Consider the following 17,373-nt stretch of genomic DNA (forward strand, 5'->3'; position numbering starts at 1 on the left):
CTCATCCAATAAAAATCACCTCACCATATTTGATGAGGCAATCATATCGCCCAGAAGCTGGCATTCATATCCGGTCTGTTATTAGGTGCTTACCTTCTACACGCAGCGTGTCGCACCTTGCGCTTTGACGCACAGAGTAGCTCAACGAATGGGCGACACGCCACGACGGCGACATAGATGCCTGATGCGAGCATGCTAATAGGCGCTCAGCGTCTCGGTTGTGGGCGAGGGCTGAGCGCCTAGTGGTTGATCAAAGCCGTTTGCGCTTGGGCACCCAGCTCATCATGAAGACGGCGCCGAGCACGAGGATGATCCCAAAAAACTGCAACGGGTGAAACCCGAGGTCGAGAAAGAGGATCGACAGCAGTGTTGCGGTCATCGGTTCGAGGTTCTCGATCATGCTGGCCGTAACGGGACGCAGGGTCTTGAGGCTCGAGACATAGAAGATATACGCCAGGAAGGTTGCGCCGAAGATGATGAACGCCAGGGCGCTCCAGGTCCCGGTGGTGAAGCCGGTCGGCACCTGCCAGACTGGCGCCATGACATTCATCATGACCGCGCCGATCACGAGGCCCCAGCCGACGACGACCAGTGGCGGCTCGGTCTGAACAAGTGGTCGCGGCAGCATGGTGTAGGCGGCGCCGGTGACGGCGGCGAGCAGACCCCAGAGGATCGCCGCTGGGGCGACGCGAAGTTGGGTGACACTGCCGTTGGTGACGAGGAGAAAGACCCCGAACAAGGCGACGGCGATCGCCAGTGTGTCGATCGGCCGCGGCAGTACGCGCTGGTGGCTACTCGTGACGACGGTGATCATTGCCGGGACCAGTGACAACATGATGGTTGCGATCGCGGCGTTGCCGTAGAAGATCGACAGCAGGTAGGTCAGCTGCGCCAGCGCCACGCCGATGACGCCGAACAGGAGCAGGCGGATGGCGCTGGCGCGATCGCGCCACACGCGCATCAAGGGCTGATGCGTGAGGCGCCCGAACGCGAGCATCGCGAGGCCCGCCCAGGTCAGGCGCATGCTGACGACCCAGGCGGGGCTGGCGGTCGTGGTGTCGAAGATGATATTGCTGAGCACGCCGCCGACACCCCACATACAAGTACCGGTGGCGGCGAGGGCAGCTGGGGGAACAGAACGGTGTGACATGAATGGCCTCCATTCGGTCCGTCAGGGACCAAAGCTGATAGGCTCCAGTATAGCGATTTTGACGCGCCGCGACCAGCCGTTTTTTAATGCCGTTCACCGGGTTAAAATGCTAAAATTAAAGGCACAAGAACGATTCGGAGGGGATCAGATGGCGATCAGTGTCACGAGCAAGACGATGGCAGCGCATCTCGGTGACGGGGTGACGGTCGTGGATCTGTGGGCGCCGTGGTGCGGCCCGTGTCAGATCCTGAGCCCGCTGCTCATCGAGTTAGAACAGGAGATGCCCTTCACCCTGCTGACGCTGAACGTCGACGGGGATACAGCGGTGGCAACGGAATATGGGGTGCAGAGCATCCCGACGATGCTCGTGTTCCGGGACGGGCGGCCAGTGGAGAAGATCACTGGCGCGTACCCGAAGGCAAAGCTGCAGCGGCATCTGGCCCAGCTGCTGGAGGCGCGCCATGACCAGTGAGGTGCTTGCGACGTGCCTGCTGGCCGGACGCATCATGATCGAGGGCGGCAGTGAGATGTACCGGGTCGATGACACGATGACGCGCATCGCGCGCAACGCAGGGGCGCACCGGGCGATGGTCTTCACCACCCCGACCGGCCTATTCATTGCGATGGACGCCGAGCCTCTGGCGCAGCTCGAGCCGGTGCGCCGCCGGGGGATCGACATGGAAAAAGTCGCCGGCGTTAACCAACTCTCGCGTGCGTTCGCGGCGGGCCAGCTCTCACTGACCCAGCTGCGCCTCGCGCTGGTCAAGTTAGACGCGAACACGCCGTTTTTCCCTGTCTGGTTGCAGGTCGTGGCGGCCGCGCTGTGTAGCACCACGCTGATGGTGTTGTTCGCTCAGGCATATGACTGGGCCGACATGCCGCTGGCGGCAGTTGTCGGCGGCATCGGCTTTTACGCCTACCTCCGCCTTGGTCACCTGACCAACGTGCGCTTCATCTCGGAGCTAGTCGGGGCGCTTGTGGTCGGGCTATGCGCCTGGATCGGCGTGCGGCTCGGACTGGGCACGAACCTCGATAACGTGATCATTGGGGCGGTCATGCCACTGGTGCCAGGGGTGGCGATCACTAACTCCATCCGCGACATGCTGGCGGGGCACCTCCTGTCGGGCATGGCGCGCGGCATGGAGGCGATTCTGAGCGCCTGTGCGATCGGTGTGGGCATCGCGATGATCTTCAGGTTCTTCTAACTGCACCGAAAGGAGACACGCTATGCCATACTGGCTCGAACTACTGGTCCAGATCAGTTTCAGTTACCTCTCCACGGTCGCGTTTGCGATCATCATCAACGTTCCACGCCGCGCACTGAACCTGGCCGGCTGGGCCGGTGCGACCGGGTGGCTGGTGTATTGGCTCTTGATGGAGCTGCACACCGGTCGGATGCTGGCCAACCTGCTCGGCGCCTTGGCGATCGGGGTCTGCGGGATGCTCTTCGCGCGCCGCAAAAAAATGCCGGTGATCATTTTCAACATTCCCGGGTTGGTCCCACTCGTCCCGGGTGCGACCGCTTACCAGGCGGTGCGCGCGCTGGTCCTGGGGCGGATCGATGCCGCCCTGGGCTTGACGCTGCGCGTGGCGATGGTGGCCGGCGCGATCGCGGTCGGGTTCATGCTGGCGCAGCTACTTGCGGAGACGACTTACCGAATGCGCGCGACAACGACGGACCCGAAGTGATATAATCAAGTTATGCGATGAGTCGAGTAACCAGCAATGGTGAAAGAGCAGCTGGTCATGCATTACCCACCGGATTTGTGGGGGCCAGTGGTCCAAGGTTGTGGAGCCAGCGGGCCTTATCTGCGTCAGCAGGTACTGTGCGGCGGGGATGATCTCTGATCATCCCCGCTATTTTTGTGTGCAGCGCAGGCTTTGAGAATATTTTTTGCCCGGAAGTGTTGACATCGATTAAACCATGGTGTAAATTCTAACCATTAACTAATTCTGGGAAGGGGTAGTTGCTCATGTCACAGCAAAATACGGTTCGTCGATTCACTACCCCGGCCCAAGATCTGGCCTTGTTGTTGAAGCAAAAGGACCCGACTGATTAGCAATCGCTAACACGTTGAGCCCTGTTTTCGCTTTGGCAATGGGGCTCTCAAGACTGACCTTGAGTGGCCTCATTCCGATGGTGGATGAGGCCTTTTGTTTTTGGTCAATGACCCGGCGGCGGCGCGCACCGCGGGGGCGCAATTAGAGAAAGTGAGAAAAACATGATGAAGCAGACAATGAAAAAAGTGATCGCGGCGGCTGCCGCTGTGATGAGTATCGGGATCATGGCCGGGTGTTCCGCCAAGTCGGCCACCGAGGGTAACGAGAGCACAGGGGACAAGGTCAAGATCGGCATGAACATGGAACTGTCCGGTGCCGCCGCGGGTTACGGCAACCAGATGAAGCAGGGCTTTGAGCTGGCGGTCAAGCAGATCAACGCGGCCGGGGGGATCAAGGTCGGCGACAAGAAGATGAAGATCCAGACGGTCATTCAGGACAACAAGTCGACGACGAACGGCTCCGCATCGGTCACGGCCCAGCTGACCGCGAAGGACAAGGTCAGCGCGATCGTCGGACCGGCGACGACCAACGACGGCACCGCGGCGATCCCGAACCTGACGAAGGCCAGTGTCGCATCGGTGTCACCATCGGCGACGGACCCGGACTACACGCTACAAAAAGACGGGAGCGTGCAAGATTATGTCTTCCGTGCCTGCTTCAACAACGACCTGCAAGGCGAGACCGCCGCGCACTTTGCGGACAAGACGCTGAAGGCTAAGAAAGTCGCGATCCTGCAGGATAACTCCAGTGATTACGGCACCGGGCTGGCAGCGGCCTTCAAAAAAACCTTCACCGGTCGCGTCGTGTCTGCCCAGAGCTTCCAGGAAGGCGATAAGGACTTCAACGCCCTGATCACCGCGATCAAGGCCAAAGACGTCGACGCGATCTACGCACCGGGCTACTACTCTGAGGTCGGGCTGATCATCAAGCAAGCGCGCCAAGCTGGCGTGACGGTGCCGATCATCGGTTCTGACGGGATGGCAGATCCGAAGCTGGCGCAGATCGCCGGCGCCAGCAACACCAATGACATCTACTACACGACGCCATTTTCCACCAAGTCCGGTGAGACCAACGACGTGGCCAAGCAGTTCATGGCCGACTTCAAGGCGGAATACGGGACAGACGCCCCGACGTTCTCCGCGCTGGCTTACGACTCTGTCCTGATGATCAAGCAGGCGATCGAAGACGCGAAGTCTACTAACTCCGTGAAGATCGCCAAGGCGCTGGCTAAGATCAAGGACATGCCGGCGGTCACTGGGACCACCAGTGTGGATAAGAACCACGACCCAGAAAAGCCGATCGTCATCGAAGAGATGCAAAACGGCAAGGTCGTCGCTGCGACTGCGGTCAAGTAGGCGACGTCACCACAAGCAGTGCCACAGGCCGAACGCGGAGATCGCGTCCGGCCTTGCGTGGCCATGAATAATGGAGGGCAAAACAGTGCAAACCTTTCTCCAACAGGTGATCAATGGGCTATCACTGGGGAGTATCTACGCGCTTTTGGCGCTGGGGTACACCATGGTCTACGGGATCATCAAGCTGATCAACTTCGCGCACGGGGACATCTACATGATCGGGGCCTTCTGGGGCTACTACGTGATCAACACTTACCACGTTGACTTCTTCGTCGCGCTGCTGTCCTCGATGGTCGTGACGGCGGGGCTGGGGATGCTGATCGAGTTTCTCGCGTACCGACCGCTGCGTCACTCGCCGCGGATCACGGCGCTGATCACCGCGATCGGGGTCTCGTATTTCCTCGAGAACGGGATGTCCTTCCTGTTTGGGGCCAACACGCGTGATTTTCCCCAAGCCGTGGCGCAGCGCAACTACCAAGTGGCGGGGATCACCGTCTCGAACATTCAGGTCCTGATCCTGGTCACCGCCGTCATCTTGATGGTGGGCCTGCAGCTGATCGTCCAAAAAACGAAGATGGGCACGGCGATGCGCGCCGTTGCGGTCGACCCAGAAGCGGCCGCGTTAGTCGGCATCGACCCCAACCACGTGATCTCGTTCACCTTCGGTCTGGGGTCGGCACTCGCCGGTGCCGGGGGGGTGCTGATCGGGCTGTACTACAACTCGATCGACCCGCTGATGGGCATGACGCCCGGGATCAAAGCCTTCGTTGCCGCCGTAGTCGGCGGCATCGGCTCGATCCCCGGCGCGGCGATCGGAGGCTTCTTGATCGGGCTTCTGGAGACCGGGGTCCAGGCGATCGGCCTCAGCGCCTACAAGGATGCGGCGGTGTACGTTGTGCTGATCGTGATCTTGGTGATCCTGCCAAGCGGCCTGCTGGGTAAGAACGTGAAGGAGAAGGTGTGATCATGGCGACAAAATGGAAAGCCGCACTGGCCTGGTTAGCGATCGCTGTCTTCGGGTTCGTGCTCATCAATGTGCTGATCGTCGTTGGCGTGGTCGATGCGTTCATCGAGAACATGCTGGTAACCATCGGGATCAACATCATCCTGGCGACCGGGCTGAACCTGATCATCGGGTTCTCCGGCCAGTTCTCGCTGGGGCACGCAGGCTTCATGGCCGTGGGGGCATACGCAACGGCCATCATTACCAGTAGCATGCCGACGGTCTTCGGGTTCTACTTGTCGATGGCGGTGGGGATCTTGATCGCCATGGGGGTCGCCGTGATCATCGGCGTACCGACGCTACGTTTGCGCGGGGATTACCTCGCTATCGCGACGATGGGGGCGGCGGAGATCATCCGCGTGATCTTGAACAACCTGAAGATCACCAATGGGGCGGCGGGGATGTTCAACATCCCGGCGCTGGCCGGCTGGCCGACGGTGTACGTCCTGGTCTGCTTGACCACCCTGATGATCGTGAACTTCGCGCGCTCGCGCGCGGGGCGGGCGATCCAGGCGATCCGGGAAGACGAGATCGCGGCGGAAGCGAGCGGGATCGACCCGACGAAGTGGAAGCTGGCGGCCTTCGTGATGGGGGGCGCGACCGCGGCGATCGGCGGTTCGCTGCACGCGGTGTACATCCAGACGATCGCGCCGAGTGATTTTGGCATCATGAACTCGATCGCGATCCTGATCATCGTTGTGCTCGGCGGGGTCGGGAGTATGACCGGGACGTTCATGGCCGCGATCGTGCTCGGCGTGCTGGACACCGTGCTGCAGAGCTTCGGGCCGCTGCGCATGGTGATCTACGCCTTGGCGCTGATCTTGATCATGGTGTTCAAACCAAGCGGCTTACTGGGCCGCTACGAGGTGTCGATCCGTGCGTGGTTCGACCGGAAAGGAGGCCAACATGCCACTTCTAACAGTGACCGGTCTGAGTAAACGCTTCGGTGGGCTAGATGCCGTCGCCGACATCGACATGCACGTTGACGAAGGGGAGCTGGTCGCGCTGATCGGGCCTAACGGGGCCGGGAAGACCACGCTGTTCAACCTGCTGACGGGGGTGACGCCGCCGACCAGTGGGACGATCACGTTGGACGTGGCTGGCCAGTCGGTCAGCCTGATCGGCAAACCGCCTTACCAAGTCGCCAAGATGGGCTTGGCGCGGACGTTCCAGAACATCCGTCTGTTTGCCCGGTTGACGGTGCGCGAGAACATCCAAGCCGCGATGACGCATCGCTACACCGAGAATTTCTTCGCCCAGATCCTCCGGTTGCCTGCTTATTATAGGAAGGAACAACTAGTCGCGACGTGGACAGATGCGCTCCTGACCGCTTTTGACCTGACAGATGTCGCGGATCTCGATGCCGACAACCTGCCGTATGGGACCCAGCGGCGAGTGGAGATCGCCCGCGCAGTCGCGACGCAGCCGAAGATCATTTTCCTCGATGAACCAGCGGCGGGGATGAACCCCGAAGAGACCGCGGCGCTGACGGCGCTGATCCGGCGGCTGCGCAGCGAGTTTCACCTGACGGTGGTCCTGATCGAACACGACATGAGCCTGGTGATGAACCTGGCCGAGCGCATCTACGTGCTGGAGCACGGAAAGCTGATCGCGACCGGGACCCCGGCGGCGATCCAGCAGGATGAGGCGGTCATCGCCGCATACCTGGGGGGTGGCGTCCATGCTTAATGTGACCAACTTGCAAGTCAACTACGGCGCCATCAAGGCGGTCCAAGGCGTCGACTTCACCGTCAACGACGGCGAGATCGTCACGCTGATTGGGGCGAACGGGGCGGGCAAAAGCACGGTCCTCAAGACGATCAGCGGGCTGTTGCGGCCCAAAGCCGGTAGCGTCACCTATGGCAACCTGGACCTGACCAAGCTCTCAGCCTCCAAGATCGTGGCCGCTGGGATCGCGCAAGTGCCGGAAGGACGCCATGTGTTCGCCGGGCTCAGCGTGATGGAGAACCTGAAGATGGGTGCGTACCTCCAGCCCAAGCACCAGGCCGACCAGCTGGCGGTCGTCTTTGACCAGTTTCCCGTCCTCAAGGAGCGTCGCAACCAGGACGCCGCGACGCTCTCTGGTGGCGAGCAGCAGATGCTCGCGATGGGGCGCGCGCTGATGGCACGGCCGAAGCTCCTGCTCTTAGATGAGCCATCGATGGGGCTGGCCCCGATCTACATCAACAAGATCTTCGCCATCATCAAGGCGATCAACGCAAGCGGGACCACGGTGCTCCTGATCGAGCAAAACGCGCAGCAGGCGCTGCAGATCGCCGACCGTGGTTATGTGCTTGCCGCTGGCACGGTCAAGCTGACCGGGACTGGAACGGACCTCCTCAACAGCGAAGCGGTTCGCGCCGCCTACCTGGGCGGCTAGCGATTGCGGCCGACTGGCAGAGCCTTGACCGAGGCGGCGCCAGTTGCGATGACCAAGAAAGTTCATCCGTATACCCAAGCACCAGGCGCTCGCACGCAGAGGCCCTGGTGCTTGTTGGCGTCCAGGCGTGAAGTTGGCGAAAGCGCCCCCAACGGCGTAAGCTTAGGGCCAGCGGTGGGCCGCTAGGGACGGCGTGTCGCGACAATACCCAGCACTACTTTGCATATTTTTAAGCGAAAGTGCTTACATTTGCGTCGTTGCGCACTTTTTCCGGGTGCCTGAACATGGTAAGATTGGACTAGAGCCAATTATAGAGAGGGGTATTTCATGGACAAGCCATTAGCAAAGTACATTGACCACACACTGCTCAAGCCAGAGGCCACGCAGGATCAGATCGACGCGGTGCTCGAAGAAGCCAAGCAGTATGAGTTTGCAAGTGTCTGCATCAATCCGTACTGGGTGGCGCGCGCCAAGGCCGCGCTGGCCGGAACGGACGTGACGGTCTGCACGGTGATCGGGTTCCCGCTGGGGGCGAACACGACGCAGATCAAGGTCGCTGAAGCCGACCAGGCGATCGATGCAGGGGCAACGGAAGTCGACATGGTGATTAACATCGGTGAACTCAAGGCCGGGCACGATGACCAGGTCCGTGCAGATATCCAGGCCGTGGCAGATGCGGCGCACGCCAAGCAGGCCCTGCTCAAGGTGATCATCGAGTGTGTCTTGCTGACGGATGACGAGAAAGTGCGTGCCTGCAAGCTGGCGGAAGCGGCGGGGGCTGATTTCGTGAAGACGTCGACGGGCTTCGCTGGTGGTGGCGCCACGGTCCACGATGTCGCCTTGATGCGCCAGACGGTCGGTGACCGCCTCGGTGTGAAGGCGTCCGGCGGGATCCACAGCCTAGCAGACGCGACCGCGCTAATCGAGGCGGGGGCGTCACGCCTTGGCGCCAGCGCTGGCGTCGCGATCATGAAGGAGGCGAATGCCTGATGGCTAAGTTCAAGCGTGTGATCGGGATCGTCACGGATTCCATCGGCATCGGGGCGGCGCCGGATGCCGCGAAGTATCACGACACGGGGGCGGATACGCTTGGCCACATCGGGGCGCACTTCAAGGGTGACCTGCATTTGCCGAACTGGCAGCGACTCGGCCTTGGGAACATCGCGCGCGACACGCCGATCCAGGGCGTCGAGCCAATCGACGCACCGATCGGGTACTTCGGCAAGATGTACGAGATCTCCGCGGGCAAGGACAGCATGGATGGCCACTGGGAGATGATGGGTCTGCCGGTGACCGAGCCACTCGGCTTTTTCCCGGACGGCTTTCCCGACGCCCTGCTCAAACAGATCGAAGACTTCTCCGGACGCAAGGTGATCGTCAACAAGCCGTACTCCGGGACTGAAGTGATCGAAAAATACGGTGAGGAACAGCTGCGCACGGGGGCGCTGATCGTCTACACCAGCGGCGACTCTGTGCTGCAGATCGCGGCGAATACGGCGGTGATCCCGCTGGAAGAGCTGTACCGGATCTGCGCTTTCGCCCGCAGTATTACCACGGATCAGCCGTATCGCATCGGTCGGGTGATCGCCCGGCCGTATGTTGGCGACTCCGCGGCGACGTTCACGCGGACTAGCGACCGACACGACTACGCCTTGCTGCCGAATGCGCCGACCGACCTTGACCGCTTGCAAGCGGCCGGGGTGGCGACGTATGGCATCGGTAAGATCAATGACATTTTCTCCGGGCAGGGTCTCGATGACGGGGTGCACACCACCAGCAACGTGGACGGGATGGATCAGACCATCTCGGCCGTCAAGAGCGACCGCGACGGGTTCATCTTCACGAACTTGGTCGACTTCGACGCGATGTACGGTCACCGGCGTAACGCGCAAGGCGATGGCGAGGCCCTGATGACCTTCGACCGCCAGTTGGGTGAGTTGCTGGACGCGATGCGCCCAGACGACCTGCTGATGATCACCTCTGACCATGGGAACGACCCGGGCTTCACCGGGACCGACCACACGCGAGAGTATGTGCCGATGGTGGTTTACAGCAAGTCCCTGCCGGGTAACGGCGACCTCGGGACGCTGACTCCGTTCGCCGTAATGGGTGCCACGATCCTTGATAACTTCGGGGTCGCCGGCAACGGCGTCGGTCAGAGCTTCCTCGACCAACTCAAGTAACCGCGCACGACAACAAGGAGGGCCAAGATGAGTACACACATTGATGCACCACAAGGCGCGATCGCAGACGTTGTTTTGATGCCTGGCGATCCACTGCGCGCCCAGTACATTGCCGAGACATTCCTGGATGATCCGGTGCGCTATAACACTGTCCGCAATGCGTTCGGGTTCACCGGCACTTATCAGGGCCGGCGCGTCTCCGTGCAGGCTTCGGGCATGGGGATCCCCTCCATCAGCATCTATGCGACCGAACTGATGGTGGATTACGGCGTCAAGGTCTTGATCCGTGTCGGCACCGCTGGCGGGCTCGGGCCGGATGTGCACGTGCGCGACGTTGTGTTAGCGCAAGGGTCGAGCACCGATTCCAGCATTCTGCTGAACACATTCGGTGCGGGGCTGTATTATGCGCCGCTGGCGGATTACGGCCTGCTGACGACCGCACATGCGGCAGCAGAAGCTAAGGGCGTCACCACCCACGTCGGCAACGTGCTCGGGGAGGATCGCTTCTATAATGATGAATTGGACCGACAGAAGCTGATCGACTACGGGATCTTGGCTAGTGAGATGGAGACCCCTGCGCTCTATCTGCTGGCGGCCAAGTATCACCGGCGGGCGCTGTCCGTCCTGACGGTGTCGAACCACATCATCACTGGGGAAGAGACCACCGCGCAGGAGCGCCAGACCAGCTTCAACGATATGATCGAGATCGCGTTGAACGTTGCCAAACGCGTGTAACACAAATGTCAAATAACGGTCGTGGACGCTGTAAGGCGCGCCACGACCGCTTTTTTGTAGTTAGGGGCAGCGAACTTGGACGCCCGCGAACGTGTATTCGTGTGCAAAAGGGGGGTCACCGTGGTAGGCTAAAGTTAACTCTTTAAGAATCGATAAATATATTTACGAATTATTCAAGGAAACCGATGGGAGGATTCACTCATATGGGTAAAAGCACTAAGGCAATCGCACTGACCGCCGGGCTCGTCGGCGCTGCCGGCTTCGCGGCACTGACTGCGGCGCCAGAGCAAGTGAGCGCATCCACGGGGACGATCACCTATAAAGAAGGCGCTACGACCGTTTGGCAGACGCCTGCCTTCAACCAGGTCAAGCGTTACGTGGTCTACAACCAACAGATCGAGATCTTGGGTCAAAAGACCGTCAATGGTGCGATCTGGTACCAGATCGGTGCCAATGAGTGGATCCCAGCGGTGTACATGCAGATCGCCGGTAGCGCCAACGCGGCGGCCACGACCACACCGGCGCAGGCCGCTAGCCAAGCCGCAACGGCGAGCGCCAGCAGCCAGGCAGGGGCCTTCACGCTGAAGGTCACCTACACTGGTGGTGCGACCACCGTGTGGGCGGGGACCAGCTACAGCGCCCCGACCGGCCGTTACCTGACGGCCGGCCAGACGGTCACTGCGGTCGCAAAGACCGTCAGTGCCGGTGAGACCTGGTATAAGCTGAGCACCGGGGGCTACGTTCCGGGCCGCTTCACCAGCGTTGCAGGTGCTGCAACCAGCACACAGACGACGCCAAGCACCAGCACGACGCCGAGTGCGTCGACCACCCCAGCCACTCAGGCCCCGGCAGCAACGCCGAGCCAGAACGCGACGAGCCAGAATACGGCGACGCAAGCGCCGACGACCACTGCGCCCGCAACGAGCACGCCAAGCACTAGCACGCCGGCGACGAGCAACGTCACCAGCGGGAGCTACAGCTTGACGATCAGCAATCCGGGCAGTGTCGTCACCGTCTGGGCGACGCCGGCGTACGCTAAGGCGAACGGGACCTACCTCGCGAACGGCGCGTCGGTCACGGCTAACGGTAAGGTCGTTGTTGCCGGTGAGACCTGGTACAAGCTGACTAGCGGCGGCTACGTGCCCGCACGCTTCACGAAGACCGGGAGCACCTCTACCGGGACTTCAACGAGTACGAGCACCGGAAGCACCAGCACAGCCCCGTCGACGAGCACGACGCCGAGCAAGCCGACGAACACGAGCAACACGAACACGTCGAGCAACCAGACCAGCACGACCAGCCGCGCCGCGAAGGTCCAGGCGATCTTGAGCCTGGCCAAGAGCCTGCAAGGCACACCGTACGTCTGGGGTGGGACCACGCTCAACGGGTTCGACTGCTCTGGCTTCACGCAGTATGTGCTTCAGCACGCTGCGGGGATCTCCCTGCTGCGGACGTCTGAGATGCAGGCGACGCAGGGGACTCGGATCTCCGTTGCGCAGGCACAGCCTGGTGACCTCTACTTCTGGTCCAGCAATGGTGACGCCTACCACGTGGCGATCGCCTTGGGCAACGGCCAATACATTGCCGCGCCCAAGCCTGGTGATGTGGTCAAGATCGGTGCCACACAGTACTATCAGCCATCTTTTGCCACCCGGCTGTTCTAATTCAGACATCGCGAAATGCCCCACCCGGCTGGGTGAGGCATTTTTGTCGTCTGCGGATTTTTTCTGGTGGACGGGGTGCTCGCTCAGTCCAGCCAGCGGCCCATGATGGTGAGCCAGTGCTGGAGCTGAAGCTTGCGGAGCGTGCCCAGTCCCGGAAAGTGTTGCGTGGCCGCGAGGCGTTGCAGTTCGGCCGTCGCCGGCGTGGCGGCGTCAGGGTGATCGGCCAACCATGGCGTCAGTGGGGCCACGGCCTCGAAGAATTTGGTCTGTGGGTCGGTATAGTCGAGGTTGTTGACTGAAGTGAAGTGGCGAACGAACAGGGCGCCGCGATCGATGAAAAGCAGGTGGATCGCGATGGCCCGCTGGGCGTAGCCGTGGTCATCGTAGTGGTGGGTGCTCAAGGGATAATCGGCGAGCCCAACGCCAGGGAGCTGGGCGACCGGGTACTGGTAGAACTCGGTCTGCACCTGCTGATAGTCCTCGGTGCGTGCCCGCGTCGAGGTGTGGTCTTCCAGGTAGATCGCGGCCGGGTGGGCGACGGCGCGGAATCGGGCGGCAGCCGGGATGAGCGCCAGCTGGGTGGCGTCGAGCTGATGTAGCTGAGTGAGCGACTGCACCAGCGTCAGGGGACTGGCGGTCGGATCGAACCAGCGGGCGGGGCGCACCCAGTCGCTGTACGGGATCGTTGTTTTGGGCTGAGCCAGCAGGCCGTACGCCCCGACCAGTGGATTTTGGATCACGAACAGCGGGTGGTGGTGCTTCGTGAAGGCAGCGGCACAGCGCGCGAGCGCGGGGATGTCCTTGACCGGTTCGATCACTGGGATCACGTGGGGGGAGAGCATCTGCGCCATCTGGCTGAGGGCGAGCAAGTCATACTGACGCCCGCGGATCAGGGGATAGTAGTTCACAGGCCCGCCTCCCGCAGCTTGTACTCGGCCAGCTCCGCCGCCAGCGCGTCGACCTCGGCCTGCAGGGTCTCGATCGCGGTGGTGGTCATCTGCGCCTCGAAGCGGTCGTAGAGATTGTCCTCAGGCGCATAGACCGAGTAAGTGGCGGTGCGGCGCCGCAGCTCGCGCAGCAGTTGCTCGTCGGTAAAGCCTGTCAGGCCGCGGTCCAGGCGCTTAGCCTTGAGCACTTCACGATTCAGACTGGCCAAGAAGCGTTCCGTCAGCGCGGCCGGAGGCACCTGCAGCGCTTGGCGCCGGGCGGGCTTGGCGATGGTCAGCTGACCCGGCGTCGCGACCGGTAGGCTGCTGGCAGCGACGCGGGCGGGGTCGAAGGGCTGGTAGGTCATCACGCCGATACCCGCAGGGATCTCTTCGCGCACCTGGTCGTACAGCGCCTGTGGCAGGACGAACGAGTTGTAGTGGCCGACGAAGCTCAGCTTCGCTTTGCTGTGAAAATCGGCTTTGGTCACTTTCAGCTCAAAGCACCGCCAAGTGTCCCCCTGAAGGACCAGCGTGTCGACGATGCCGAGGTCGTCGGGCATCGTCACCTCTTCAACGGCGATGGCACCGAGGGCCTCCCAGTAGGCGTAGAGGGTCTGCTCTAGGTCGAGCGTCAGGTCAGTTTTGGTCATCTTGGGCCTCCCAAAAGTTGGTGAGCTGCGCGGCGAGGTCGTCGATCCCCCGACTGACCGTGGCGTGCGCCCAATGTGGTGGGAATAGACTCGCATAGCGTGGGGTGGCAAAGCGGCTGTCTAAAAGCAGGAGCACGCCGTGGTCGTGCGCGCCGCGGATCACGCGGCCCCCGGCCTGCAACACGTTGTTGAACCCAGGGAGCTGATAGGCGTAGGCGAAGCCGTCTTTGCCCTGCGCATCGAAGTAGGCGCGCAGACGGTCGGTCTCGGGATTCAGGCCCGGCAAGCCGACGGTGATCACCGCGGCGCCGACTAGGGCTGCCCCGCCGAGGTCGATGCCCTCGGCAAACAAGCCGCCGAGCACGGCGAATCCAACGACCGGGGCCGGGTCGTCGGTGAACCGGGCCAGGTAGGCGGTGCGGGCCGCGCCATCCATCTCGGGGGTCTGTGTGATCACCGCCAACTGAGGCGCAGCCGTCTGGAATGCGCTGGCGACGGTCTCCATGTAAGCGTGCGACGGTAAGAAAACCAGATAGTGACCGGGATGGGTAGTCGCCATCAGGATCAGGCTCGCGACGAGCACTGGCAGCGTGCGCTCGCGCATGCGGTAGATCGGGGTGATGTCAGTCGTCACGACGACCTTGAGCTGCTCGCGGGGAAACGGGGACTCGAGGCGGTAGGCGAGGCTGTTGGCCGCCCCACCGAGGATGTCCTGGTAGTAATCGAGCGGTGATAGGGTAGCCGAGAACAGGACCGCTCCGCGGCCTTTGGCCATACAGGCGTCCATGAAGGCGCTGGGGTCTAGGCATAGTTGCTTGAGGGTGATCGCCTCCGGGGTCAAGGCGATCTCGGTCTCGTAGGTGTCGTTGTACAGGTCGGCGATGCGCAAGAAGCTGTTGGCCTCGAAGAACACGGGCAAGACCAGGTCGACTGCTTCCTCGTCGCGGGCCTCCGGAGGCTCACCGAGCCAATCGTGCACCGCGGCGGCGAAGCGATCCAAGGCGCCGATGAAGTCGTCCAGTGGGGCCGACTGGAAGGTCAGCGGCTGATCTGAGACGGTGAGCCGGACGGTGTCAAAGGCGGTGATCGTCTGGGTCAGCGTGCGCTTGACGGTGGTCAGCGCGCTACCGCCTTTGTGCGGCCTCAGTGCCGTTTTGAGCGCCGTGAAGCTGGTGTCGGTCAGTGCGGCGCTGTACATCTCGCGCGCCCGTGAGGCGAGGTTATGGGCCTCGTCGACCAGGAAGAAGTTGGTGTCGTCGGGCTCAGCGAAAAAGCGTTGCAGGAACACCGCTGGGTCGAACAGGTAGTTGTAATCGCAGATGATCACGTCGCAGAACAGGGAGGCGTCCAGCGAGAACTCGAAGGGGTCGAGTGTGTGTTGCTGCGCGTATCGCTCGATCACGGCACGGGTCAGTTGATCCTCGTGGGCCAGTAGGTCTTTCAGGGCCGGCTTGAGTCGATCGTAGTAACCCAGCATGTAGGGGTTTTGCGTCGGGTCGTCGGGTTCATCCGCAAAGCGGATGGTGTCTTTGGCAGTCAGGGTGATCGATTTGGCGGCCAGCCCGTGTTCGGCCATCATCGCCATCGCCTGCTCCGCGACCACCCGGGTGCTCTGCTTGGCGGTCAGGTAAAAAGCGCGCTGGATCAGGCCGGTGCCCATCGCTTGAACCGTCGGGAACAGCGTCGAGATCGTTTTGCCCGTTCCGGTTGGCGCCTCAACGAACAGGCGCGTCTTGGCCGCGATGGTCTTGTACACCGCGACGGCAAGCTCACGCTGGCCCTTGCGGTAGGCAGGAAACGGGAAGGTTAGCCCCTTGATCGAGGCATCGCGAGCGGCGACGATGTCGCTACGCATTTTCAGCCAGTCGGCCCAATCGGCCACCAGGTCCTCAAAAAACAGGGCCAGGTCTGCGGCCGTCTGCACTTCGGTGAAGCGCGTGATCTCGTCGGTGGTGGTCTGGTAATAGATCAAGTCGAGCTCGACTTCCGGCAGGTCCCGCTCAAGGCAGAGGAAGTGGCCGTACACCCGCGCCTGCGCCCAGTAGCGGTCCTTGGTGTTCTGCGTCACGTTCGCCCAATCGCGTGCGCTGGTCTTGATCTCTTCGATCACCGTGCGGGCGTGGCTGGTGTCCACCCCGTCTGCACGGCCGTCGATCGTGTAGGACTCACCGTTGACGGTCACGGTCTGCGCGAGGTAGACCTCCTTGGCGTAGTCGGCCTCGTGCGCACCTTGCAGCCGCCGGTGGATCTGGCTGCCAAGCTGGGCGGTGTTATTCGAGTTGGTGGTGGTGGGATCGAGATCCCCCGTGCGCACGGTGAGCTCGACGAGTTCACGAATGCCGATGCGGTGGTCAGCCATGTGGTCTCCTTTCAACGCGGCCCGCGCGCAGCGGCGCAGGGGCGATCCTCCTCATTATAGAGCACTGCTCGCGTGGCGGGAAGGCGCACACGGCCCCCTGTTTTGGCGGGCGGTTCCCGTCACGGTTGAATCTGAGGGGGGAAGTACGGTAGAATGAGCCGTGTTGTGGCGGTGCGCCGCCAGTCAAAATGGGCCGACCCGGCCGCGTGAACGGAGACGAATTCGATATGGAGATCAACGTACAAGCTTTTCAAGACGCCATCGCAGCGGATAACTACCAGGTCACGCAGCTGTCGGTGACCCCGACGCAGGTGGCGGACCAGGGCCTCGATCAGTGCCTGCGCCCCGCCTTTGCGGCGCTCGACGCCGCATTGGACCAGGGCGTGTTGGCGCAGGTCGACCTCGTGATCACTAGCGCGGAGCCGACCACGCTGCGGTTGGAGACCGGGGTGATCAACCTACCACTGGCCGACAGCAAGAAGGTCAATAACTTCCTCGATGAGACGGCGATGGTCCCACTCAAGCTCAATTTGATCGTGATCTCGCCTTACGTCAATCAGTCCGGCCTGCGCATCGATACCGTGGCGTCTGCGGATGAGTATCAGCAACACCGCGCGGCGGATCAGGCTGTGGTGATCGCAGAGGCACAAGAGAAACTGGCCCTGATCGAAGCGGTGCGGACCGCACCGAAGCCGGTGGTGAAGGAAGCGCCAGCCGCCCGAGCGACGACCAAGAAGCCGGCCACGCGGCGGACGGCCGCCAAGAAGGCACCGACGACCAAGGCGACCACGCGGAAGCCGGCGGCCAAGAAGCCCGCCACCAAGCGCGCAACGACCGCTAAGAAGGCACCGACGACCAAGGCCAAGCCGACCAAGTGACCGCAGGCGTTGCGGTCGATGTGACC

General features: G+C 62.0%; 17 protein-coding genes. 13 read left to right on the plus strand and 4 right to left on the minus strand.

Annotated features, from left to right (window positions below):
* Positions 1-250 precede the first annotated feature (250 nt).
* Positions 251-1,150, minus strand: coding sequence for a DMT family transporter (locus HII33_RS11860; protein ID WP_179396027.1), 900 nt, complete (start codon positions 1,148-1,150; stop codon positions 251-253).
* A 148-nt stretch (positions 1,151-1,298) separates the two neighbouring features.
* On the opposite strand from HII33_RS11860, the gene HII33_RS11865 reads away from it, so the two are divergent.
* The 12 genes from HII33_RS11865 to HII33_RS11920 all read left to right on the plus strand — a co-directional run bounded on the left by HII33_RS11865 (position 1,299) and on the right by HII33_RS11920 (position 12,531).
* Positions 1,299-1,622, plus strand: coding sequence for a thioredoxin family protein (locus tag HII33_RS11865; RefSeq protein WP_179396028.1), 324 nt, complete (start codon positions 1,299-1,301; stop codon positions 1,620-1,622).
* Positions 1,612-2,355: a threonine/serine exporter family protein gene (locus tag HII33_RS11870; protein WP_179396029.1), complete on the plus strand. Its 744-nt coding sequence runs from the start codon at positions 1,612-1,614 to the stop codon at positions 2,353-2,355. The genes HII33_RS11865 and HII33_RS11870 overlap by 11 nt, the downstream gene beginning before the upstream one ends.
* 22 nt (positions 2,356-2,377) lie before the next feature.
* Entirely contained in the window at positions 2,378-2,839 is a 462-nt protein-coding gene (locus HII33_RS11875; protein WP_179396030.1) for a threonine/serine exporter family protein, read from the plus strand.
* Positions 2,840-3,372: 533 nt separating this feature from the next.
* Positions 3,373-4,566, plus strand: coding sequence for an ABC transporter substrate-binding protein (locus HII33_RS11880; protein WP_179396031.1), 1,194 nt, complete (start codon positions 3,373-3,375; stop codon positions 4,564-4,566).
* Positions 4,567-4,651: 85 nt separating this feature from the next.
* On the plus strand, positions 4,652-5,530 hold the full coding sequence (locus tag HII33_RS11885) for an ABC transporter permease subunit (RefSeq protein WP_179396032.1): 879 nt from the start codon (positions 4,652-4,654) through the stop codon (positions 5,528-5,530).
* 2 nt (positions 5,531-5,532) lie between these two features.
* Positions 5,533-6,507 carry a branched-chain amino acid ABC transporter permease gene (locus HII33_RS11890; protein WP_179396033.1) on the plus strand — a complete coding sequence of 325 codons (975 nt, stop codon included), beginning with the start codon at positions 5,533-5,535 and terminating at the stop codon, positions 6,505-6,507.
* Positions 6,476-7,258, plus strand: coding sequence for an ABC transporter ATP-binding protein (locus HII33_RS11895; protein WP_179396034.1), 783 nt, complete (start codon positions 6,476-6,478; stop codon positions 7,256-7,258). Before HII33_RS11890 ends, HII33_RS11895 begins: the two co-directional genes overlap by 32 nt.
* Complete coding sequence (locus HII33_RS11900; RefSeq protein ID WP_179396035.1) at positions 7,251-7,949, plus strand: ABC transporter ATP-binding protein; 699 nt, start codon at positions 7,251-7,253, stop codon at positions 7,947-7,949. The genes HII33_RS11895 and HII33_RS11900 overlap by 8 nt, the downstream gene beginning before the upstream one ends.
* Positions 7,950-8,276: 327 nt before the next feature.
* Complete coding sequence (gene deoC / locus HII33_RS11905; RefSeq protein WP_179396036.1) at positions 8,277-8,939, plus strand: deoxyribose-phosphate aldolase; 663 nt, start codon at positions 8,277-8,279, stop codon at positions 8,937-8,939.
* Entirely contained in the window at positions 8,939-10,132 is a 1,194-nt protein-coding gene (locus tag HII33_RS11910) for a phosphopentomutase (RefSeq protein ID WP_179396037.1), read from the plus strand. The genes deoC and HII33_RS11910 overlap by 1 nt, the downstream gene beginning before the upstream one ends.
* A 27-nt stretch (positions 10,133-10,159) precedes the next feature.
* A complete protein-coding gene (gene deoD, locus HII33_RS11915) occupies positions 10,160-10,867 on the plus strand; it encodes a purine-nucleoside phosphorylase (RefSeq protein ID WP_179396038.1) in 708 nt (235 codons plus the stop codon).
* A 203-nt stretch (positions 10,868-11,070) separates the two neighbouring features.
* Entirely contained in the window at positions 11,071-12,531 is a 1,461-nt protein-coding gene (locus tag HII33_RS11920; RefSeq protein ID WP_179396039.1) for a C40 family peptidase, read from the plus strand.
* A gap of 83 nt (positions 12,532-12,614) precedes the next feature.
* Here the strand turns inward: HII33_RS11920 and HII33_RS11925 are convergent, their stop codons facing one another.
* The 3 genes from HII33_RS11925 to HII33_RS11935 are packed head-to-tail and all read right to left on the minus strand — an operon-like array spanning position 12,615 to position 16,469.
* Complete coding sequence (locus HII33_RS11925) at positions 12,615-13,439, minus strand: sce7725 family protein (RefSeq protein ID WP_179396040.1); 825 nt, start codon at positions 13,437-13,439, stop codon at positions 12,615-12,617.
* Positions 13,436-14,110: a hypothetical protein gene (locus HII33_RS11930; protein ID WP_179396041.1), complete on the minus strand. Its 675-nt coding sequence runs from the start codon at positions 14,108-14,110 to the stop codon at positions 13,436-13,438. Before HII33_RS11930 ends, HII33_RS11925 begins: the two co-directional genes overlap by 4 nt.
* Positions 14,097-16,469: an ATP-dependent DNA helicase gene (locus HII33_RS11935; RefSeq protein ID WP_179396042.1), complete on the minus strand. Its 2,373-nt coding sequence runs from the start codon at positions 16,467-16,469 to the stop codon at positions 14,097-14,099. The genes HII33_RS11930 and HII33_RS11935 overlap by 14 nt, the downstream gene beginning before the upstream one ends.
* 227 nt (positions 16,470-16,696) lie before the next feature.
* Here HII33_RS11935 and HII33_RS11940 point away from each other — a divergent pair, with 227 nt between their 5' ends.
* A complete protein-coding gene (locus HII33_RS11940; protein ID WP_179396043.1) occupies positions 16,697-17,347 on the plus strand; it encodes a hypothetical protein in 651 nt (216 codons plus the stop codon).
* Positions 17,348-17,373 lie beyond the last annotated feature (26 nt).

Source organism: Lacticaseibacillus absianus (assembly GCF_013407595.1).
Classification (GTDB): domain Bacteria; phylum Bacillota; class Bacilli; order Lactobacillales; family Lactobacillaceae; genus Lacticaseibacillus; species Lacticaseibacillus absianus.

What these genes read in the sequence shown, in the direction of transcription:
- HII33_RS11875 (WP_179396030.1), top strand. Translation starts at nt 2,378, where the DNA reads ATGCCATACTGGCTCGAACTACTGGTCCAGATCAGTTTCAGTTACCTC.
- HII33_RS11935 (WP_179396042.1), bottom strand. Translation starts at nt 16,469, where the DNA reads ATGGCTGACCACCGCATCGGCATTCGTGAACTCGTCGAGCTCACCGTG.
- HII33_RS11865 (WP_179396028.1), top strand. Translation starts at nt 1,299, where the DNA reads ATGGCGATCAGTGTCACGAGCAAGACGATGGCAGCGCATCTCGGTGAC.
- HII33_RS11870 (WP_179396029.1), top strand. Translation starts at nt 1,612, where the DNA reads ATGACCAGTGAGGTGCTTGCGACGTGCCTGCTGGCCGGACGCATCATG.
- deoD (WP_179396038.1), top strand. Translation starts at nt 10,160, where the DNA reads ATGAGTACACACATTGATGCACCACAAGGCGCGATCGCAGACGTTGTT.
- HII33_RS11880 (WP_179396031.1), top strand. Translation starts at nt 3,373, where the DNA reads ATGATGAAGCAGACAATGAAAAAAGTGATCGCGGCGGCTGCCGCTGTG.
- HII33_RS11860 (WP_179396027.1), bottom strand. Translation starts at nt 1,150, where the DNA reads ATGTCACACCGTTCTGTTCCCCCAGCTGCCCTCGCCGCCACCGGTACT.
- HII33_RS11895 (WP_179396034.1), top strand. Translation starts at nt 6,476, where the DNA reads ATGCCACTTCTAACAGTGACCGGTCTGAGTAAACGCTTCGGTGGGCTA.
- HII33_RS11920 (WP_179396039.1), top strand. Translation starts at nt 11,071, where the DNA reads ATGGGTAAAAGCACTAAGGCAATCGCACTGACCGCCGGGCTCGTCGGC.
- HII33_RS11900 (WP_179396035.1), top strand. Translation starts at nt 7,251, where the DNA reads ATGCTTAATGTGACCAACTTGCAAGTCAACTACGGCGCCATCAAGGCG.
- deoC (WP_179396036.1), top strand. Translation starts at nt 8,277, where the DNA reads ATGGACAAGCCATTAGCAAAGTACATTGACCACACACTGCTCAAGCCA.
- HII33_RS11910 (WP_179396037.1), top strand. Translation starts at nt 8,939, where the DNA reads ATGGCTAAGTTCAAGCGTGTGATCGGGATCGTCACGGATTCCATCGGC.
- HII33_RS11890 (WP_179396033.1), top strand. Translation starts at nt 5,533, where the DNA reads ATGGCGACAAAATGGAAAGCCGCACTGGCCTGGTTAGCGATCGCTGTC.
- HII33_RS11940 (WP_179396043.1), top strand. Translation starts at nt 16,697, where the DNA reads ATGGAGATCAACGTACAAGCTTTTCAAGACGCCATCGCAGCGGATAAC.
- HII33_RS11930 (WP_179396041.1), bottom strand. Translation starts at nt 14,110, where the DNA reads ATGACCAAAACTGACCTGACGCTCGACCTAGAGCAGACCCTCTACGCC.